The 16063-nt window shown below is 55.9% G+C and carries 16 protein-coding genes; 4 read left to right on the top strand and 12 right to left on the bottom strand.

What is annotated here, in order from left to right; genetic code table 11:
- The first annotated feature begins 77 nt into the window (after positions 1-77).
- A complete protein-coding gene (gene rnd / locus ACR0IU_RS00085; RefSeq protein ID WP_480714832.1) occupies positions 78-1235 on the top strand; it encodes a ribonuclease D in 1158 nt (385 codons plus the stop codon).
- On the opposite strand, the gene ACR0IU_RS00090 is transcribed toward rnd, so the two are convergent.
- A complete protein-coding gene (locus tag ACR0IU_RS00090; RefSeq protein WP_010440294.1) occupies positions 1232-1756 on the bottom strand; it encodes a hypothetical protein in 525 nt (174 codons plus the stop codon). The genes rnd and ACR0IU_RS00090 overlap by 4 nt on opposite strands.
- A 140-nt stretch (positions 1757-1896) precedes the next feature.
- Here ACR0IU_RS00090 and ACR0IU_RS00095 point away from each other — a divergent pair, with 140 nt between their 5' ends.
- A complete protein-coding gene (locus tag ACR0IU_RS00095) occupies positions 1897-2307 on the top strand; it encodes a SufE family protein (RefSeq protein ID WP_010440293.1) in 411 nt (136 codons plus the stop codon).
- Positions 2308-2310: 3 nt separating this feature from the next.
- Here ACR0IU_RS00095 and ACR0IU_RS00100 read toward each other — a convergent pair whose 3' ends face one another.
- Together ACR0IU_RS00100 and ACR0IU_RS00105 are read right to left on the bottom strand one after the other, a co-directional pair.
- Positions 2311-2976, bottom strand: coding sequence for a DUF1638 domain-containing protein (locus ACR0IU_RS00100; RefSeq protein ID WP_480714833.1), 666 nt, complete (start codon positions 2974-2976; stop codon positions 2311-2313).
- Positions 2977-3072: 96 nt separating this feature from the next.
- The gene (locus ACR0IU_RS00105) at positions 3073-3771 is read right to left on the bottom strand and encodes a corrinoid protein (protein WP_170392964.1); all 699 of its coding nucleotides are present in this window, start codon (positions 3769-3771) and stop codon (positions 3073-3075) included.
- A gap of 308 nt (positions 3772-4079) precedes the next feature.
- On the opposite strand from ACR0IU_RS00105, the gene ACR0IU_RS00110 reads away from it, so the two are divergent.
- A complete protein-coding gene (locus ACR0IU_RS00110) occupies positions 4080-5147 on the top strand; it encodes a PA0069 family radical SAM protein (RefSeq protein ID WP_480714834.1) in 1068 nt (355 codons plus the stop codon).
- Between the two features lie 9 nt (positions 5148-5156).
- Here ACR0IU_RS00110 and ACR0IU_RS00115 read toward each other — a convergent pair whose 3' ends face one another.
- The 3 genes from ACR0IU_RS00115 to gltX all read right to left on the bottom strand — a co-directional run bounded on the left by ACR0IU_RS00115 (position 5157) and on the right by gltX (position 9087).
- Positions 5157-6098, bottom strand: a complete 942-nt coding sequence (locus ACR0IU_RS00115) for an autotransporter outer membrane beta-barrel domain-containing protein (protein WP_480714835.1) — start codon at positions 6096-6098, stop codon at positions 5157-5159.
- Positions 6099-6270: 172 nt separating this feature from the next.
- Entirely contained in the window at positions 6271-7566 is a 1296-nt protein-coding gene (gene gltA / locus ACR0IU_RS00120) for a citrate synthase (protein ID WP_170470587.1), read from the bottom strand.
- A 114-nt stretch (positions 7567-7680) separates the two neighbouring features.
- A complete protein-coding gene (gene gltX / locus ACR0IU_RS00125) occupies positions 7681-9087 on the bottom strand; it encodes a glutamate--tRNA ligase (RefSeq protein WP_480714836.1) in 1407 nt (468 codons plus the stop codon).
- A gap of 78 nt (positions 9088-9165) precedes the next feature.
- Here gltX and ACR0IU_RS00130 point away from each other — a divergent pair, with 78 nt between their 5' ends.
- Complete coding sequence (locus ACR0IU_RS00130; protein ID WP_480714837.1) at positions 9166-11193, top strand: ComEC/Rec2 family competence protein; 2028 nt, start codon at positions 9166-9168, stop codon at positions 11191-11193.
- Here the strand turns inward: ACR0IU_RS00130 and lexA are convergent.
- The 6 genes from lexA to ACR0IU_RS00160 all read right to left on the bottom strand — a co-directional run bounded on the left by lexA (position 11187) and on the right by ACR0IU_RS00160 (position 16004).
- A complete protein-coding gene (lexA, locus tag ACR0IU_RS00135) occupies positions 11187-11885 on the bottom strand; it encodes a transcriptional repressor LexA (RefSeq protein WP_480715281.1) in 699 nt (232 codons plus the stop codon). The two genes, ACR0IU_RS00130 and lexA, sit on opposite strands and share 7 nt — an antisense overlap.
- Before the next feature lie 70 nt (positions 11886-11955).
- Positions 11956-13128 (bottom strand): molybdopterin molybdotransferase MoeA, encoded by a 1173-nt coding sequence (locus ACR0IU_RS00140; RefSeq protein ID WP_480714838.1) that lies wholly within the window; start codon positions 13126-13128, stop codon positions 11956-11958.
- A complete protein-coding gene (gene moaC, locus ACR0IU_RS00145) occupies positions 13125-13598 on the bottom strand; it encodes a cyclic pyranopterin monophosphate synthase MoaC (protein ID WP_480714839.1) in 474 nt (157 codons plus the stop codon). The genes ACR0IU_RS00140 and moaC overlap by 4 nt, the downstream gene beginning before the upstream one ends.
- Positions 13598-14410, bottom strand: a complete 813-nt coding sequence (gene trpC, locus ACR0IU_RS00150; protein WP_480714840.1) for an indole-3-glycerol phosphate synthase TrpC — start codon at positions 14408-14410, stop codon at positions 13598-13600. Before trpC ends, moaC begins: the two co-directional genes overlap by 1 nt.
- The gene (gene trpD, locus ACR0IU_RS00155) at positions 14407-15426 is read right to left on the bottom strand and encodes an anthranilate phosphoribosyltransferase (protein WP_260026231.1); all 1020 of its coding nucleotides are present in this window, start codon (positions 15424-15426) and stop codon (positions 14407-14409) included. The genes trpC and trpD overlap by 4 nt, the downstream gene beginning before the upstream one ends.
- Positions 15423-16004, bottom strand: a complete 582-nt coding sequence (locus ACR0IU_RS00160; protein WP_170470574.1) for an anthranilate synthase component II — start codon at positions 16002-16004, stop codon at positions 15423-15425. The genes trpD and ACR0IU_RS00160 overlap by 4 nt, the downstream gene beginning before the upstream one ends.
- Positions 16005-16063 lie beyond the last annotated feature (59 nt).

Consider the following 16063-nt stretch of genomic DNA (forward strand, 5'->3'; position numbering starts at 1 on the left):
GTCTTATGGTCGCATATCGCTCGGGACAAGCACGACACGGGCAGTCACAAGAAACAAAAGCAAGAACAGCACCGCGCATGAAAACCCTGACTACGACGCAAGAGCTGGCCGCCTTCTGCACGGCTGCTGCACAATATCCTTATGTCACTGTTGATACCGAATTTCTGCGCGAACGGACTTATTATTCAAAGCTCTGCCTGGTTCAGCTCGCGGTGCCGTCCGAGGATGAGGGCAGTGCTGTTCTAGTCGATCCCTTGGCTGAGGATTTGTCGCTTGAGCCTTTGTATGACCTGTTCCGGAACGAAAGCGTTGTCAAAGTATTCCACGCGGCTCGGCAGGATCTGGAAATTTTCTGGGTCGACGCTGGCGTCTTTCCGACACCGCTGTTCGACACTCAGGTTGCCGCGATGGTTTGTGGCTTTGGTGAGCAAGTCGGTTATGAGACACTTGTCCGGAAAATATGCAGAGAAGGCGTTGATAAGACATCGCGTTTCACCGACTGGTCGCGGCGTCCATTGACGGACGCGCAAAAAAACTATGCGCTGGCAGACGTAACCCATCTTCGGAAAATCTATGAACATCTGTCTACTGAGTTGAAAAAGAGCAAGCGGGATCACTGGGTCGTTGAAGAGCTTCGTATTCTAACACGGCCCGAGACATATGACATTCGTCCTGAAGAAGCGTGGCGCAGGGTCAAAACACGCACAAATTCCGCTAAATTTCTGGCAGTAGTGAAAGAGCTGGCTCAGTTCCGAGAAGCCCATGCGCAAGAGAACAATGTGCCTCGTAGCCGTGTTTTCAAGGACGATGCACTAATCGAAATGGCGTCGACTAAGCCTAAAACGCCCTCTGATCTTGGTGGATCACGTTTGCTGTTGCGAGAGGCCCGCAAAGGGGCGATCGCTGACGGTATCCTGGCGGCAGTAAAAAGAGGTGTGAACTGCCCGCAAGATCAGTTGCCAAAGGTAGACAATAGCCGTGACAAGCTGAAAGTGAATCCGGCCCTCGCCGATCTTCTGCGCGTTTTGCTGAAATCAAAGACCGAAAGCGCAGGCGTCGCCGCAAAACTGATTGCGTCCAGCGCTGATCTGGACCAGATCGCCGCTGGTGAGCGCGATGTTCCAGCCATGTCCGGCTGGCGTTTCGAGGTATTTGGCGAGGATGCACTCAAGCTTTGCGAGGGCAAGATTGCGCTGGCAGCCAAGGGGCAAGCTGTGGATGTGGTTGCGCTTTAACGGCGACGTGATTCTAGCGCGTTCTGCTGGCCTTTGACACGGACCATGCGGATGCCTTCCAGTTCTTGAGCGCTGACGTTTACAGCTTCAGAAACCATTCTAGAGCGTTCGTTTCCCTGAACGGTTGCATAGTCGGGATAATCCACGCGGAATGTATATTCCAAAATGCCATTCTTGGTAAGTTCTTCGGACCTTACTCGGGCAAGTTGCGCATTATATGCGCCCTGCCGAATGGCGGTACCAGCTGCGTATATGATCGCGCCTGAAGGTGTGGGGTCGACACGCAATTCGTTGATGACCGCGATTGGGACGCTATTGTCTTCAATTTCAGGCCGCGCCAACAGGCCCTTACCGTTGTTTTGACGTGGAACCAACGCATCTGCGTCGCTGGCTGAAACCTCTGATGGGGCAGGTGTGCTGCTGCCAAACCAGTTCGATGGGTTCGCCCGAGAGTTGCTCCAACTGTTACAGGCGGAAAGAACAGTGGCGGAGAGCAGAAGAACAGTCAGAGATTTGTGCATGGACCCAACACTTTGCGCAACTTTACCCGCACTGGGTTACCGCAATTTCAGCATCTTGAAAAGCCACACTGGGGCTGGACAGAAGGGGAAGCTGAGCCTAGTTCACAAATGTGATCGCGTAACGCAAGGACAGACCAGCCATGGCAACGCCAGCCTTTGAAGAGATAGTCGAAGATTTCGAGTTTCTGGAAGACTGGGAAGACCGCTATCGTCATGTCATCGAGCAGGGTAAGGCGATGGAACCGCTGGATGATGCGTTCAAGGTTCCCGCGACCAAAGTGAATGGCTGTGCCAGCCAAGTCTGGCTGCATCCCAGCATCGAGAATGGACAATTCAAATTTGACGGGGACAGCGATGCGCTGATCGTGCGGGGCCTGATTGCGGTATTACGCACGCTTTACAACGGCTTGCCGGTAGCCGATGTGCCAAAGGTCGACGCCGGAGGAGAACTTGCCAGGCTGGGGCTGCAGGAGCACTTGTCTGCGCAACGTTCAAACGGGCTACGTGCCATGATTGAACGCATTCGCGAGGTCGCGTTGGCCAGCGCCTGATCTTCATGTAGCCTTGCGTGTTGCCCAATCCGAAAGCGTCATTTCCAAGTCACCGTATCCGGTCTGCCGACGCTCGAATTCCAGTCCCATCCGTTCGGCACATTCTTGTGCGCGACGTGTGAGATCCGGGTTGTCGGTCTGTGCTTGATAAACGAGTTTGGTGTAATTTCCGAAATACATCTCGCGCAGTTCCGGGTGTCTATCCAGACCAAGCGGTTTCCATACAAATGCGTCAAACTGCCGGGCGAGGAAATCGGTTAAGTAAAACGCAGTGGTTTCATCGTCGCCATGTGCGGCAAATGCCAGATTCCCTTCGAAAAAAGAATAGCAGTGGGGCCCTTGAATCATCTCGACGCCCAGACGTTCACATGCAGTCTGCAGCAGGCCTCCGGTTCCGCAATCGGCATATACAACATAGATTCGGTCGTATGAATCCCGGTGTTTGGCGATCGCATCCTCGACCGCTTGCGTGATTTTCTCGGGGTGTACATGCAGAATTGCGGGTAGGCAGGTCAGAGCCATATGATCCCAGCCATTCCGTTCCTTGAGATCCAGAATTTCACGAGCAAGCGCCCCGCATGCGATCAGCAGAATCGACTCGGCTGCGCGCGGAGTGGCGTAACCCTGACGGGTCAGGCTGTCATCATCTGGTATCGGCGCGTCGGTCATGTAATCTCTCTGGTTGGCAACTATATATTTGTCAGGCTTTGGACAAAAATGGCCGCCCCAGAAAGGACGGCCTGTCTCACGGTATGGTCGCGTGCCTTAGCCGGCCAGTTGGTTGTGCTTGCGCGACATGAAGTCCTTGGCCATTTCCACCGCCACGGCTGCGTCACGGCAATAGCCGTCAGCACCGATCGCCTTGCCGAACTCTTCGTTCAGCGGTGCGCCGCCAACCAGAACGGTGTATTCATCACGCAGGCCCTGTTCGACCAGCGTGTCGATTACCACCTTCATGTAAGGCATAGTCGTGGTCAGTAGGGCGGACATGCCCAAAATGTCGGGCTGTTCGTTTTCAAGCGCTTCCAGATAGTTTTCGACCGGGTTGTTGATGCCGATATCGACCACCTCAAATCCAGCGCCTTCCATCATCATCGCAACAAGGTTCTTGCCGATGTCATGGATGTCGCCTTTGACCGTGCCGATAACCATCTTACCAACACGCGGAGCGCCGGTTTCAGCCAGCAATGGCTTCAGGATTGCCATGCCGCCTTTCATGGCGTTGGCGGCCAACAGAACTTCGGGAACGAACAGGATGCCGTCGCGGAAGTCGTGGCCGACAATTGTCATGCCACCAACCAGCGCTTTGGTCAGGATGTCGTAGGGTTGCCATCCGCGCTCGAGCAGGATGTTCACACCTTCTTCGATTTCTTCCTTCAGGCCGTCATAAAGGTCATCGAACATCTGTTCGACGAGTTCGTCGTCATTCAGTTCGGACAGGACGATGTCTTCTTCATCAGACATGGGTATTTCCCTGAGCTGTGCGGGCTCGCGGCCCGTGGTGGCATTTTTTCCGTTTTGGCCATTTCGTCGCAGGACTACTGTGACGATTGCGACCTAGGTCGTTCCGAGACCGACCTATAGGCCGAATTTTGGCGTCGGGCGACCTCGAATTCTGCAAGATCATCCTGCATTTGTTTCATTTGTTCTGATTTCCTTCGCGCAGACCGATTTCAAAAACGCCTCAAGGTGGTCGGATATGAAGCAGGTGTAATCCTTGCCATTGGGCCCAGCTTAAATTAGTACTGACAATCGGAACATATGGTGAACAAATGGCCGTAAGAATGAACCATCCGGGCCGGGGAGCGGCATCAAATTCAGCAGGTCGATTCGAGAAGTATTTGACCGAGCTGACCGAGGATGGGTGGGATTTGTCCGAAGATCTACCTCCGCTGCGGACCGAAGTTCAGGACGAAGTGGCCCGCAGTCTGATCACCTACAACCAATCACCGGATTTACCTTTTGATCGTTCGATCAATCCATATCGGGGTTGCGAGCATGGTTGCGTTTATTGTTTTGCCCGGCCAACCCATGCATATCTAGGCCTGTCGCCAGGGTTGGATTTTGAAACACGTCTGATCGCACGCCCCAATGCCGCAGAGATATTGCGACGGGAGCTTTCTGCGCGACGCTATAAGGTGGCTACGATTGCGTTGGGCACTAACACCGATCCATATCAACCGATTGAGAAAAGCCGCGAGATAACAAGAGGCTGTCTTCAGGTGTTGAGTGATTTTCAGCATCCAATCGGCATCGTGACAAAAGGTACATTGATCGAACGTGATCTCGATATTCTAGCGCCCATGGCCCGCAACGGTCTTGTGCGGGTCGGGATTTCGCTGACCACTCTGGACGCTAATCTTTCCCGTCAGATGGAGCCACGTGCACCTTCTCCACTGCGCAGGTTGCGCACGATTCGCGTCCTGACCGAAGCAGGTATACCGGTGCGCGTTATGACCTCTCCTGTCGTGCCGGGATTAACCGATCATGAGCTTGAGAAGCTGTTGGAGGCCGGCAAGCAGGCGGGTGCGGACGCCGCAAGCTGGATTATGTTGCGGCTGCCGCGCGAAGTGTCCGAGCTGTGGCGGGAATGGCTGACCGAGCATCAGCCAGGCAGGGCCGAGAAGGTCATGGCGCGGCTACGGGAGATGCATGGAGGAAAAGAGTATGATCCGCGTTGGGGTCATCGAATGCGGGGCGAGGGGACTTATGCCGAAATGATTGCGCAACGGTTCAGCGCCGCCGTGAAACGGCTGGGGCTCGCCGTAGACCTACCGCCGCTGAATTGTGCGGATTTCGCGCCACCGCCCCAGTCTGGTGATCAGTTAAGTTTATTCTGAATTCATGAGTCAGAAGCTGATACCGATTCCGGCCGAGAAACCGTTTACCGTATCGCTTCCATAATAGCGGACCATGAAACGTGTCGTTGATACCCAGGGCACCCAGGTATCGGATAGATCAACCTCAATCCCGCCACCGACGCGGGCCAGCCAATCCGTGCCCAGCACCAGTGCCTGATCCCCGATCAGATAGGATACCGACAGATCACCAACCCATCGAACCGGGCGCCCGAACATACGTTTACCCGTTGGAAAACGATATCGTGACCAAAGGACGGCATTCGCGGCGGTCGATTCAACCAATAGGTCTTCGTTGTCGCCGATAGGCCAATATTCGATATGCGTATAGCGCAGGCTTGCTTCGAACTCCCGATCATTAGATAGCGACTTCTCGTACGCAACTGTCATCGAGCCACCCGCGCCACCAGCCCAGATACCACCGCTATCAAGGTAATCTCGGTCAAGGCCAAGGCGGTTGGCAATGGCTTGCGCCCCTATCGATGCATCGGATTGCGTGCGCCCGACCGAAATATGGGCCATCGGAGTCAGTTTCCAAAACTCCCCAATGTCAAATTGATAGCCGACTCCACCAGTGAGGGCGAGGCTGGTCCATTTCAGAGGTACACGATTAGTTTCTCCGGTGCCGCTGAAGGTCAGAACGGGATCATAGCGCGCGTATCCGATGTAGCCCTCGAGATAGATCGGTACGCCTTCGGCAAGACGAAATCCGCCACCCAGCTGTGCGGATTTGAAATCGTAGTCGCGATTATCCGTGTTCGATTGCAACGAAATTGCACTGGCAGAATCGTCCGGGATGCCAGCCAGCCCCAAAATCGCAAGCGAGCCAGCAGCATTTTCCTGCTGCTGCTGTTCAAAAGCTCTTTCAAGCAGGCTTTGTGCGGCGGCGGTCTGTGCAAACAGCAGCAAAAGGAACACAAGGACGGAACGCATGATAACCGGAATCTTATTGCTGGACGCAGCAACACTAGGTTGACTGGCGTGCCGCGAAAAGAACGAACAAGGCGCTAGTCCAAGATTGCCTCAGAACGGTTTCTTTTAGGTAACGCTAGGAACAGAATAGACCCCGGCTAGCCGGGGCCTTCATTTCAACTTCTGTCACCGATCAGCGGTTTTCGATATCTACGTAGTCGCGACTTGTCGCGCCCAGATACAACTGACGCGGACGACCGATCTTGTTTTGTGGATCGGCAATCATTTCCTTCCACTGGCTGACCCAGCCAACCGTACGCGACAATGCAAAGATCGGAGTAAACATCGAGGTTGGGAAACCCATAGCTTCCATCACAATGCCCGAATAGAAGTCGACATTCGGGAAGAGTTTCTTTTCGATGAAATATGGATCTTCCAGGGCCTGCTTTTCAAGCGCCTTGGCGACCTGAAGTTTAGGGTTATCGTCAATACCCAACAGATCAAGAACCTCATCTGCAGACTGTTTCATCACAGTCGCGCGCGGATCGAAGTTTTTGTAAACGCGGTGGCCAAAGCCCATCAGGCGGAACGGATCGTCTTTGTCCTTGGCGCGTTCAATGAACTCGGGGATGCGGTCTACGCTGCCGATCTCTTCCAGCATTTCAAGGCAGGCCTGGTTTGCGCCGCCATGGGCCGGACCCCAGAGGCAAGCGATGCCCGCCGCGATACAGGCGAACGGGTTCGCACCAGACGAAGACGCCAGACGTACCGTCGATGTCGATGCGTTCTGTTCGTGGTCCGCCTGCAGCATGAAGATACGATCCATGGCGCGGGCCAGAATCGGGTTCACCTCATAATCTTCTGCAGGAACTGCGAAACACATTTGCAGGAAGTTCGACGCATAGTCCAGATCATTGCGCGGGTACACGAAGGGCTGCCCAATATGGTACTTATAAGCCCAAGCCGCGATCGTCGGCATCTTTGCAATCAGGCGATGAGACGCAATCTCGCGTTGACGCGGATCCGAAATGTCGGTCGAATCGTGATAGAAGGCAGACATGGCGCCGACCACGCCGACCATGATGGCCATCGGATGCGCATCGCGACGGAAACCGCGGTAGAAATACTGCATTTGCTCGTGCAGCATTGTGTGGCGCGTGATGGTAGTCTCGAATTTCTCCAGATCTTTTGCCGATGGCAGTTCGCCATAAAGCAGCAGATAGCTGAGTTCGAGGAAGTGAGATTTCGATGCGATCTGCTCAATCGGATAACCGCGGTGCAGGAGTTCGCCCTTGTCGCCGTCAATAAAAGTGATGGTGCTGTCGCAGCTCGCCGTCGACGTGAAACCCGGATCATAAGTGAATACACCAGCTTGACCATAGAGCTTACGAATGTCGATCACGTCGGGCCCCGCAGTCGGAGAAAATACCGGCAGATCGTAGCTTTCGCCGTGGACAGTCAGTTTGGCTGTTTGTTGGCTCTCGGTCATGTTTATCCCTTCCTCATTCGTACAGTTGCCGGATCGCTGTCCGTCAAAGCAGGCAACGACTGCGTGGTGTCGCGCAGTTCGTTCTTAGTGGAGCAGCATTACCCGAATGTGAAATCAGTCTGGGTTCGCTGCATCATCAAGCCGCGCCAGGGTTTCATTCCGCCCAAGCACAAGCATCATGTCAAATACCGAAGGTGTAACTGCCCGGCCTGCCAGCGCGGCCCGCAGCGGGCCGGCCAATTTGCCGAACTTAACCCCGTTCGCCTCTGCGAACGAATTCAGGGTCTCCTCCAGTTCGTTCCGAGACCAGCTAGCATTTTGCAGATGCGGCGTCAATTCATTCAGTATACCGTCGGATACTGACGTCAGGGCCTTAGCCGCCTTCTCGTCGGGTTGGATAGGTCTGGACGTCAGAACAAAATGGGCTTTATCAAGGAGTTCGGGGAAAGTGCGCGCTCGATCCTTGAGGCAATACATCGCACGCACTAGATCACTCGATTTTGTTTCGGTCAGCTGTGATTTGTTTGCTGCAGACAGATAATCCTGGATTTCCTGCTGCAACGCAGCATCCTCTCCTATGGCAATATGTTGTCCGCATAGGTTTTCCAGTTTCTTCAAATCAAACCGTGCGGGACTTTTGCCGATCCCTTCCAGATCAAACCACTCTTTGGCTTGAGCATCAGTAAAGAATTCATCGTCTCCATGGCTCCAACCAAGGCGCGCCAAATAATTGCGCATCCCCGCGGCAGGATAGCCCATGGCTTGATATTCCTGCGCACCCAATGCGCCGTGGCGTTTGCTAAGTTTTTTTCCATCCGGGCCGTGTATTAGCGGGATATGCGCCCAGACCGGGATGTCCCACCCCATCGCCTCATAGATCATCATCTGACGGGCAGCGTTGTTGAGGTGGTCGTCTCCCCGGATCACATGAGTCACGCCCATATCGTGATCATCGACCACAACCGCCAGCATGTAGACCGGCGTACCATCCGAGCGCAGCAGGATCATATCATCAAGCTGATCGTTGCGAATGGTCACGTCGCCCTGCACCTGATCGCGGATCACGGTGGAACCCTCCTGCGGCGCTTTGATGCGGATCGCATAGGGGGCATCTGGGTGCGTGGCTGGGTCGGCATCCCTCCATGGGCTGCGAAACAGCGTCGACTTACCTTCGGCGCGCGCCTGTTCGCGGAACGTAGCGATTTCCTCTTGGGTCGAATAGCACTTGTAGGCCTTGCCCTCAGCAAGCAACTGACGCGCAACCTCGGCATGACGGGCGGCACCTTCGAATTGGCTGATAACGTCCCCGTCGTGGTCCAGCCCCAACCACTTCATACCCTGCAGGATCGCGGCCGTTGCTTCCGGAGTCGAACGTTCCCGATCTGTATCTTCGATCCGTAACAGGAACTTGCCCCCGCGGCCCCGCGCATAGAGCCAGTTGAACAGAGCGGTGCGCGCGCCACCGATATGCAGAAATCCGGTGGGAGAAGGGGCAAAGCGAGTGACGACCTGATCGGACATTGTGTGGATTAACCTTTTGGTAACCTTAGCGGGCATAGTTTGGCGACTATCTACCCAGCCCGAAGGACGGGGGCAACCATGCGTGTTCTGACATGGGTCGAGACCGCATTGCTGATCCAGCGGGGATATCTGTTCCCGTGGTCTCCGGTCTGTCTTGCGGTCGGGATCGGCTGGTACTTTAGCCTGAGGTTTGAACCCGGCGCGGGCGTGTACGCAATGGTCATTGCGTTTGTGTTGTTGGCGATTGGTTCCAGTCTTTGGCTGAGAGAGGCCTGGCGTCCGTTGCCCATCGGGATGACGCTGATTGCGTTGGGTTTCCTGCTGGCCGGAACGCGGGCCCATATGGTTGCAGAGCCAGTCTTGCAATGGCGCTATTATGGCCCGGTCGAGGGGAGGGTCATAGCGCTGGACCGCTCTGCGTCGGATGCGCTGCGGGTTATGCTGGATCAGGTGCGGATTGTCGATATTCCCGCTGATCAAAGGCCCGGGCGCATCCGACTTTCGATACATGGCGATACTGTTGCGTTGTCCCCGGGTCAGCGGATCATGACCACCGCGCACCTTTCTCCGCCGCAAGGTCCGGTCGAACCGGGTGGATTTGATTTTCGCCGCCACGCTTGGTTCCAAAGGCTTGGCGCAGTTGGATATACCCGTGTTCCAGTTTTGTCTTCGGCCCCGGCTCGCGATGGACAAAGCGGCGTTCGTATTACGGCGTGGCGTATGGCGATCTCGGACAGAGTTCGTGCAATTTTGCCTGGCGAGATCGGCGGATTTGCTGCCGCCGTCACCACAGGGGATCGCAGCGGTATGAGCAAGGCCTCGCTTGAGTCCTTGCGTGCCTCAAATCTGGCGCATCTTCTGGCGATCTCTGGATTGCATATGGGCTTGCTGACTGGTTTTGTATTCGTGGCATGCCGCATCGGATTGTCGATGGTGCCTATGCTGGCCCTGCGTTTGCCTGTACGAAAAATGGCAGCGATCTGCGCCTTAGTCGCTGCCACTATCTATTTATTTCTCTCTGGCGGAAACGTCGCGACCGAGCGCGCATTTGTCATGGTTTGCGTCATGCTAGGAGCCGTGATGCTGGATCGCCGTGCGATCTCGCTGCGGGCGGTGGCCGTTGCCGCATTGATCGTATTGGTACTGCGCCCTGAAACACTGCTGAGCCCCGGGTTCCAGATGTCATTTGCTGCGACGACCGCTCTGGTCGCGGGTTTCGGAGCCTTGAGAGACTATGGTCCAATGCCCGGTCCACTCTGGATGCGGCCGGTGTTGGCCTTGTTGATTTCATCGGCCATCGCGGGGATCGCAACTGCCCCCATCGGGGCGGCTCATTTCAACACCGTGTCCCACTATGGATTAATCGCAAACCTCGTCTCGGTCCCGGTGATGGGCACTCTGGTCGTCCCGAGTGCCGTTGTCGCAGCACTTCTTGCGCCATTCGGGCTTGAGGCGATCGCACTGCACGTGATGGGTTTGGGGCTGAATTGGATCCTTGCGGTTGCGTCCTGGGTTTCGGGACTTGAAGGTGCGCGGGGATTTGTTGTTAGCCCAGGCGCATTTGTACTGCCCGTTACAGCAGTGTCTTTCCTCTGGTTGATCCTGTGGCAAGGGCGCACGCGATGGATTGGATTGGCCCCGGCGGTGGTCGCTATTGCGATGTGGGGGCAGGGGAGCCGTCCTGATGTTCTGATCGCAGATACCGGAGGGCTCGTCGGCGTGATGACCGATCAAGGCCGTGCGCTGAGTAAACCAAAAGGCAGCGGTTTTGTCGCATCGGTTTGGTTGGAGAATGACGGAGACGACGCGGATCAGCCAAAGGCGGCGAAGCGCTGGCCTGAGTCCTCAGGCGGTGTCCAACGTTATCTGCTGGGTGACAAAGAGCTAGTGCACCTAACAGGCAAACGCGCTGCGCTTGCCTTTGAAGAGTGCCGGCCAGATCAAATTATTATCGCGTCTGTTTCGTTGTCTCTGACAGGTGCGTGTCGGATCTATGACCCGGATACACTGCGAAGCACAGGCAGTCTTGCCATTTCCAAAGGGAGTTTGCTCACCAGTTCAGAGGCTTCAGGACGCCGCCTATGGTCACCTCAACCCCGTCAGTAGCTACGGATCAAACCAACCAACCGACCCTGTACTTTCACCTTGTCCTCAGGCAACACACGCGTCTCATAAGCCGGGTTTGCAGCTTCAAGTGCAATGGCCTGACCGCGACGGAAAAAGCGCTTTAACGTGGCTTCCTGATCTTCAACCAGAGCCACGACGATATCCCCGTTATCTGCCGCCTTGGTTTCACGGATCACGACAACATCGCCATCGTTGATTCCGGCGTCGATCATCGAGTCGCCCCGCACTTCAAGCGCGTAATGTTCACTGCTGCCTGAAATCATCGAGCCCGGCACCGCCACGCGGTGCGAAACATGGCTTATCGCTTCGATTGGGACACCGGCCGCGATCCGCCCCATGACAGGCAGTTCCATCGCATCAACGGTGACGGGTTCGAAGTTCGCTGGGCGGGCCCCATCGGGCCGGTCACCTTCAATCACGCGGGGTTTGAAGCCCGCCGTCGGCTCACCACCAAGGCTTTCGGGAAGCTTGACGATTTCAATGGCGCGTGCCCGGTGAGCAAGGCGGCGGATAAAGCCACGTTCTTCCAGCGCCGTGATCAGTCGATGGATCCCGGATTTGGAACGCAGGTCCAACGCAGCCTTCATTTCATCAAAACTGGGCGGAACACCGTCCGCTTGCACGCGTTTGTGGATGAATTCCAGCAAATCCAATTGCTTCTTGGTCAGCATCGCTCGCACCTCATCGCTCATGCGTTTTCTTTTGTTCTACGCATGTTCACGTTTTGTGTCAACGGATTTGCTAGATGGGCAGGTAGGTGACCTTATCACCGACAGGGCGCGCGGGATCATTGGGCTGTCTTACCAGCAATGCGTTTGCATGTGCCAAAACACTTAGGAGTGAGCTGTCCTGATCGTCACAAGCCCGAATGCCATCTCTGTCCACAATCGCGCGCATATAGTGTTCGCGCCCGCCGTTATCAGTGAGTGGTGCCGTCAGCTGGGCCTGCTGCAGAGGTGGAAGTACCTGTTCTATTCCCAGCATGCGCCGCACCATCGGAACCAGAAAAAGATACCCACAGACCATTGCGCTAACCGGATTGCCGGGCAGGCCAACCATTGCTGCGTCGCCGAGGCGTCCAGCCATTAGTGGCTTACCGGGACGCATGCGGATTTTGTAGAACGACTGCTCCAGCCCTAGGCCTTCCGAGACATCTGCAACCAGATCGTATTCTCCGACCGACGCGCCGCCGATGGTCACTACAAGGTCTGCGCCTTGCGCCAGACCAAAAGCCGTTTCCAGAGAGCCTACCGTGTCTTGTGCGATCGGTAGCATGCGCACATGCGCACCGTTGTTTTCAAGGAGCGCTTTCAGGCCAAACGTGTTTGACGCGATGATTTGATCGGGCCCAGGCGTCTCGCCGGGCATCACCAGTTCATTGCCCGTTGTTATCAATGCCACCACAGGTTTTCGGGTCACAGGGACGGAGGCGATATTCATTGCGGCCAACAGCGCGATATCTTCGGGCCGTAGCTGGCGTGGGGCCATGATTTTGGTGCCGACGGCGAAATCTATGCCAGCAGGGCGGACATTGGTCTTTTCTCCGGGAGGGTGAGTGATGGTGATCAGGCTGTCTCGGCGCTCGACATCTTCTTGAATAACGACGAAATCCGCGCCGTCAGGCATCGGCGCACCCGTAAATATTCGCACTGCTTGACCGGGCCCGACCGTGCCTTCAAAGCGCTTTCCGGCTGCGGATTCGCCGATCACTTTGAACATCGCATGCAATTCAACTTCGGTCGCTTTCACCGCATATCCGTCCATCGAAGACGCTGCAAAAGGGGGTTGATCACGTGGCGCAGCGACGTCCTGCGCCAAGATGCGACCACCTGCCTCTGCAAGATGAACCGTTTCGGCAGACAGGGGCGTGACCAGATCGAACAATAGGGCTCGGGCGTCTTCGACGGAGATCATGACGCCTCGTAACGACCTGATTTACCGCCGTCTTTCAAAAGAACTCGGATGCCGCCAATCTCCATTGCCTTATCCACGGCTTTAGTCATGTCATAGACAGTCAGGGCGGCGGTTGAGACCGCCGTCAGCGCCTCCATCTCGACACCAGTTTGTCCCGCAGTTTTGACGGTGGCTTCGATCTGCACGCCGGGAAGATCCGGATCCAGGGTTAGCTCAACCGCAACTTTGGTAACGGGCAAAGGGTGGCATAGCGGAATTAAGTCCGGAGTTTTCTTTGCGCCCATGATGCCAGCGAGACGCGCAATACCAAGAACGTCGCCTTTCTTGGCGCGACCTTCTGAAATAATATCATAGGTTTCCCGTGCCATCCTGATGTGACCTGCGGCGACTGCAACCCGGTCGGTGACGGCCTTATCGGACACATCCACCATGTGTGCCTCGCCCTTGGCATCGAAATGCGTCAGTGGCATCACATCACTCCGGGGATGAGTGGATTGGCCAGTAGCGAACGGGTGGCGCTGGCCACATCGTCTTGTCGCATCAGGCTTTCGCCAATCAGGAAGCAGCGCGCGCCATAGCGGGCGATATCAGCAAGGTCAGCAGGCGTACTCAGACCGCTTTCGCACACGATCGTGCGATCTGCTGGAACCAACTTCGACAGGTGGCGTGTCGTATCAAGTGTGGTTTCGAAGGTTTTGAGATTGCGGTTGTTTATCCCGATTAGAGGGCTTTTCAGCTGTGTCGCCCGCGCTAGCTCCTCGGCGTCGTGTACTTCGATCAGAACATCCATACCCCAATCGAACGCTGTCTGCTCAAGCTCTGAAGCTTGCGCATCTTCAACCGAGGCCATGATGATCAGAATACAGTCCGCACCCAGAGCACGGGCTTCGACCACCTGATAGGGGTCATACATGAAATCTTTACGCAAAGCGGGCAGAGAACATGCTGCACGGGCTTCAGTCAGGAATTCCTTTGCCCCTTGAAAGCTAGGTGTATCGGTCAGCACCGACAAGCACGCAGCTCCTCCCGCTTCATAAGCTTGGGCCAGAGCAGGTGGGTTAAAATCTTCGCGGATCAATCCCTTGGATGGGCTGGCTTTTTTAACCTCGGCAATCAGCCCATAGCCGGATCGCGTGGCTTTGTGCAGAGCTTCGGCAAACCCCCGCACCTCTGGTGCATTGCGCGCCTCTGACTCTAATGTTTCCAGCGATTTGGCTGCCTTGTCTGAGGCAACTTCTTCTAGTTTGTAGGCTTTGATCCTGTCCAGAACGGTCTCGGTCATGCGGCTTCCTGTGTAATGCGTGCCAGAGCGTTGATCTTTTCACGGGCTTTGCCGCTGTCGATGCTTTCAGCGGCCATAGCCACCCCTTCACGCAGATCACTGGTGGCATCTGCGACAACAAGTGCGGCAGCAGAATTCAGCAGTACAGCGTCACGGTAGGCCGATGGCTGGCCGTCCAGCAAGGCACGGAATGCGATGGCGTTTTCTTCCGGTGTCCCGCCAACAATATCCTCGAATGGGTGGACTGGCAGACCTGCGTCTTCAGGGTGAAGCTCGACCTCTTTGACAACGCCGTCCTCAACGGAGGCGATCCAGCTGACGCCTGTAATCGTCAACTCGTCGGTCCCGTCCGAACCATGCACCAACCAGGCATGCTCGGCGCCCAGCAGGCCCAGAGTTTCGGCCATTGGGCGGATCAGATCACGGCTAAACGCTCCGGTCAGTTGGCGTTTCACACCAGCCGGGTTGGTGAGAGGACCCAGAATGTTGAATATCGTGCGCGTACCAAGTTCTTGCCTCGAAGGCATGACATGGGCAATCGCAGGGTGATGCATCGGCGCCATCATGAAACCGATACCGACCTCTTGTAACGCCTTTTCAACCACTTCCGGGCCGACCATCACATTAATTCCAAGCTGACCAAGTGCATCGGCTGCACCGGATTTCGAACTTAGGTTCCGGTTGCCATGTTTTGCAACTGTGACACCGGCACCCGCCGTTACAAAGGCCGTGGCCGTCGAGATGTTGAGCGTTCCCTTGCCGTCACCACCGGTGCCCACGATATCCATTGCTCCCGCCGGGGCTTTCACAGCGTTGCATTTGGCGCGCATTACAGCAGCGGCAGCGGCGTATTCGTCCACCGTTTCACCGCGTGTGCGCATCGCCATCAGCAATCCGCCGATCTGGCTTGGAGTCGCGGCACCGTCAAACAGGATACCAAAAGCCTGTTCAGCCTCAGCACGGGTCAAAGGTCGATCGGCCGCAGCACCGATCAGCGGTTTCAGAGCATCGCTCATGCGGGGACTTTCATTTCATTCAGGAAATTCTTGAGCAGGGCATGACCGTGCTCGGATGCGATGGATTCCGGATGGAACTGGACGCCGTGAATGGGAAGCTCTTTGTGCTGTAAGCCCATGATGGTGCCATCCTCAAGTTCGGCGGTGATCTCAAGGCACTCGGGCAAGCTTTCGCGTTCAACGACCAATGAGTGGTAGCGGGTCGCCTCGAATGGTGATGGCAAACCAGCGAATACACCTTTGCCAGTGTGATTCATCGTGCCCATCTTGCCATGCACGATCTCATGGCATCGCACGACCTTGCCACCAAAGACCTGACCAATGGTTTGATGGCCCAGGCAGACGCCCATCAGCGGTGTCTGCGTTTCGGCTGCCGCTTCGGTCAGCGCAAGGCAGATACCTGCCTGATCGGGATCACAGGGGCCGGGGCTCAGCAGAATGCCAGCCGGGTTCATCGCCATCGCTTCCTGTACGTCCAGCGCATCATTCCGGCGCACGACCATCTCGGCCCCAAGTTCGCCCAGATAATGAACGAGGTTGTAGGTAAACGAGTCATAGTTGTCGATCAGCAGCAGCATTTGGGCACTTATCTTCCTATCGGCATTTCAGACTGGCGATGCAGCCCTTGAGCGCGGTA

The organism is Ruegeria sp. CL5 (assembly GCF_056536485.1).

What these genes read in the sequence shown, in the direction of transcription:
- lexA (WP_480715281.1), bottom strand. Translation starts at nt 11,885, where the DNA reads ATGCTGACCAAGAAGCAATTGGATTTGCTGGAATTCATCCACAAACGC.
- ACR0IU_RS00160 (WP_170470574.1), bottom strand. Translation starts at nt 16,004, where the DNA reads ATGCTGCTGCTGATCGACAACTATGACTCGTTTACCTACAACCTCGTT.
- trpC (WP_480714840.1), bottom strand. Translation starts at nt 14,410, where the DNA reads ATGACCGAGACCGTTCTGGACAGGATCAAAGCCTACAAACTAGAAGAA.
- ACR0IU_RS00115 (WP_480714835.1), bottom strand. Translation starts at nt 6,098, where the DNA reads ATGCGTTCCGTCCTTGTGTTCCTTTTGCTGCTGTTTGCACAGACCGCC.
- ACR0IU_RS00100 (WP_480714833.1), bottom strand. Translation starts at nt 2,976, where the DNA reads ATGACCGACGCGCCGATACCAGATGATGACAGCCTGACCCGTCAGGGT.
- trpD (WP_260026231.1), bottom strand. Translation starts at nt 15,426, where the DNA reads ATGAGCGATGCTCTGAAACCGCTGATCGGTGCTGCGGCCGATCGACCT.
- gltA (WP_170470587.1), bottom strand. Translation starts at nt 7,566, where the DNA reads ATGACCGAGAGCCAACAAACAGCCAAACTGACTGTCCACGGCGAAAGC.
- gltX (WP_480714836.1), bottom strand. Translation starts at nt 9,087, where the DNA reads ATGTCCGATCAGGTCGTCACTCGCTTTGCCCCTTCTCCCACCGGATTT.
- ACR0IU_RS00090 (WP_010440294.1), bottom strand. Translation starts at nt 1,756, where the DNA reads ATGCACAAATCTCTGACTGTTCTTCTGCTCTCCGCCACTGTTCTTTCC.
- ACR0IU_RS00140 (WP_480714838.1), bottom strand. Translation starts at nt 13,128, where the DNA reads ATGATCTCCGTCGAAGACGCCCGAGCCCTATTGTTCGATCTGGTCACG.
- moaC (WP_480714839.1), bottom strand. Translation starts at nt 13,598, where the DNA reads ATGCCACTGACGCATTTCGATGCCAAGGGCGAGGCACACATGGTGGAT.
- ACR0IU_RS00130 (WP_480714837.1), top strand. Translation starts at nt 9,166, where the DNA reads ATGCGTGTTCTGACATGGGTCGAGACCGCATTGCTGATCCAGCGGGGA.
- ACR0IU_RS00095 (WP_010440293.1), top strand. Translation starts at nt 1,897, where the DNA reads ATGGCAACGCCAGCCTTTGAAGAGATAGTCGAAGATTTCGAGTTTCTG.
- ACR0IU_RS00105 (WP_170392964.1), bottom strand. Translation starts at nt 3,771, where the DNA reads ATGTCTGATGAAGAAGACATCGTCCTGTCCGAACTGAATGACGACGAA.
- rnd (WP_480714832.1), top strand. Translation starts at nt 78, where the DNA reads ATGAAAACCCTGACTACGACGCAAGAGCTGGCCGCCTTCTGCACGGCT.
- ACR0IU_RS00110 (WP_480714834.1), top strand. Translation starts at nt 4,080, where the DNA reads ATGGCCGTAAGAATGAACCATCCGGGCCGGGGAGCGGCATCAAATTCA.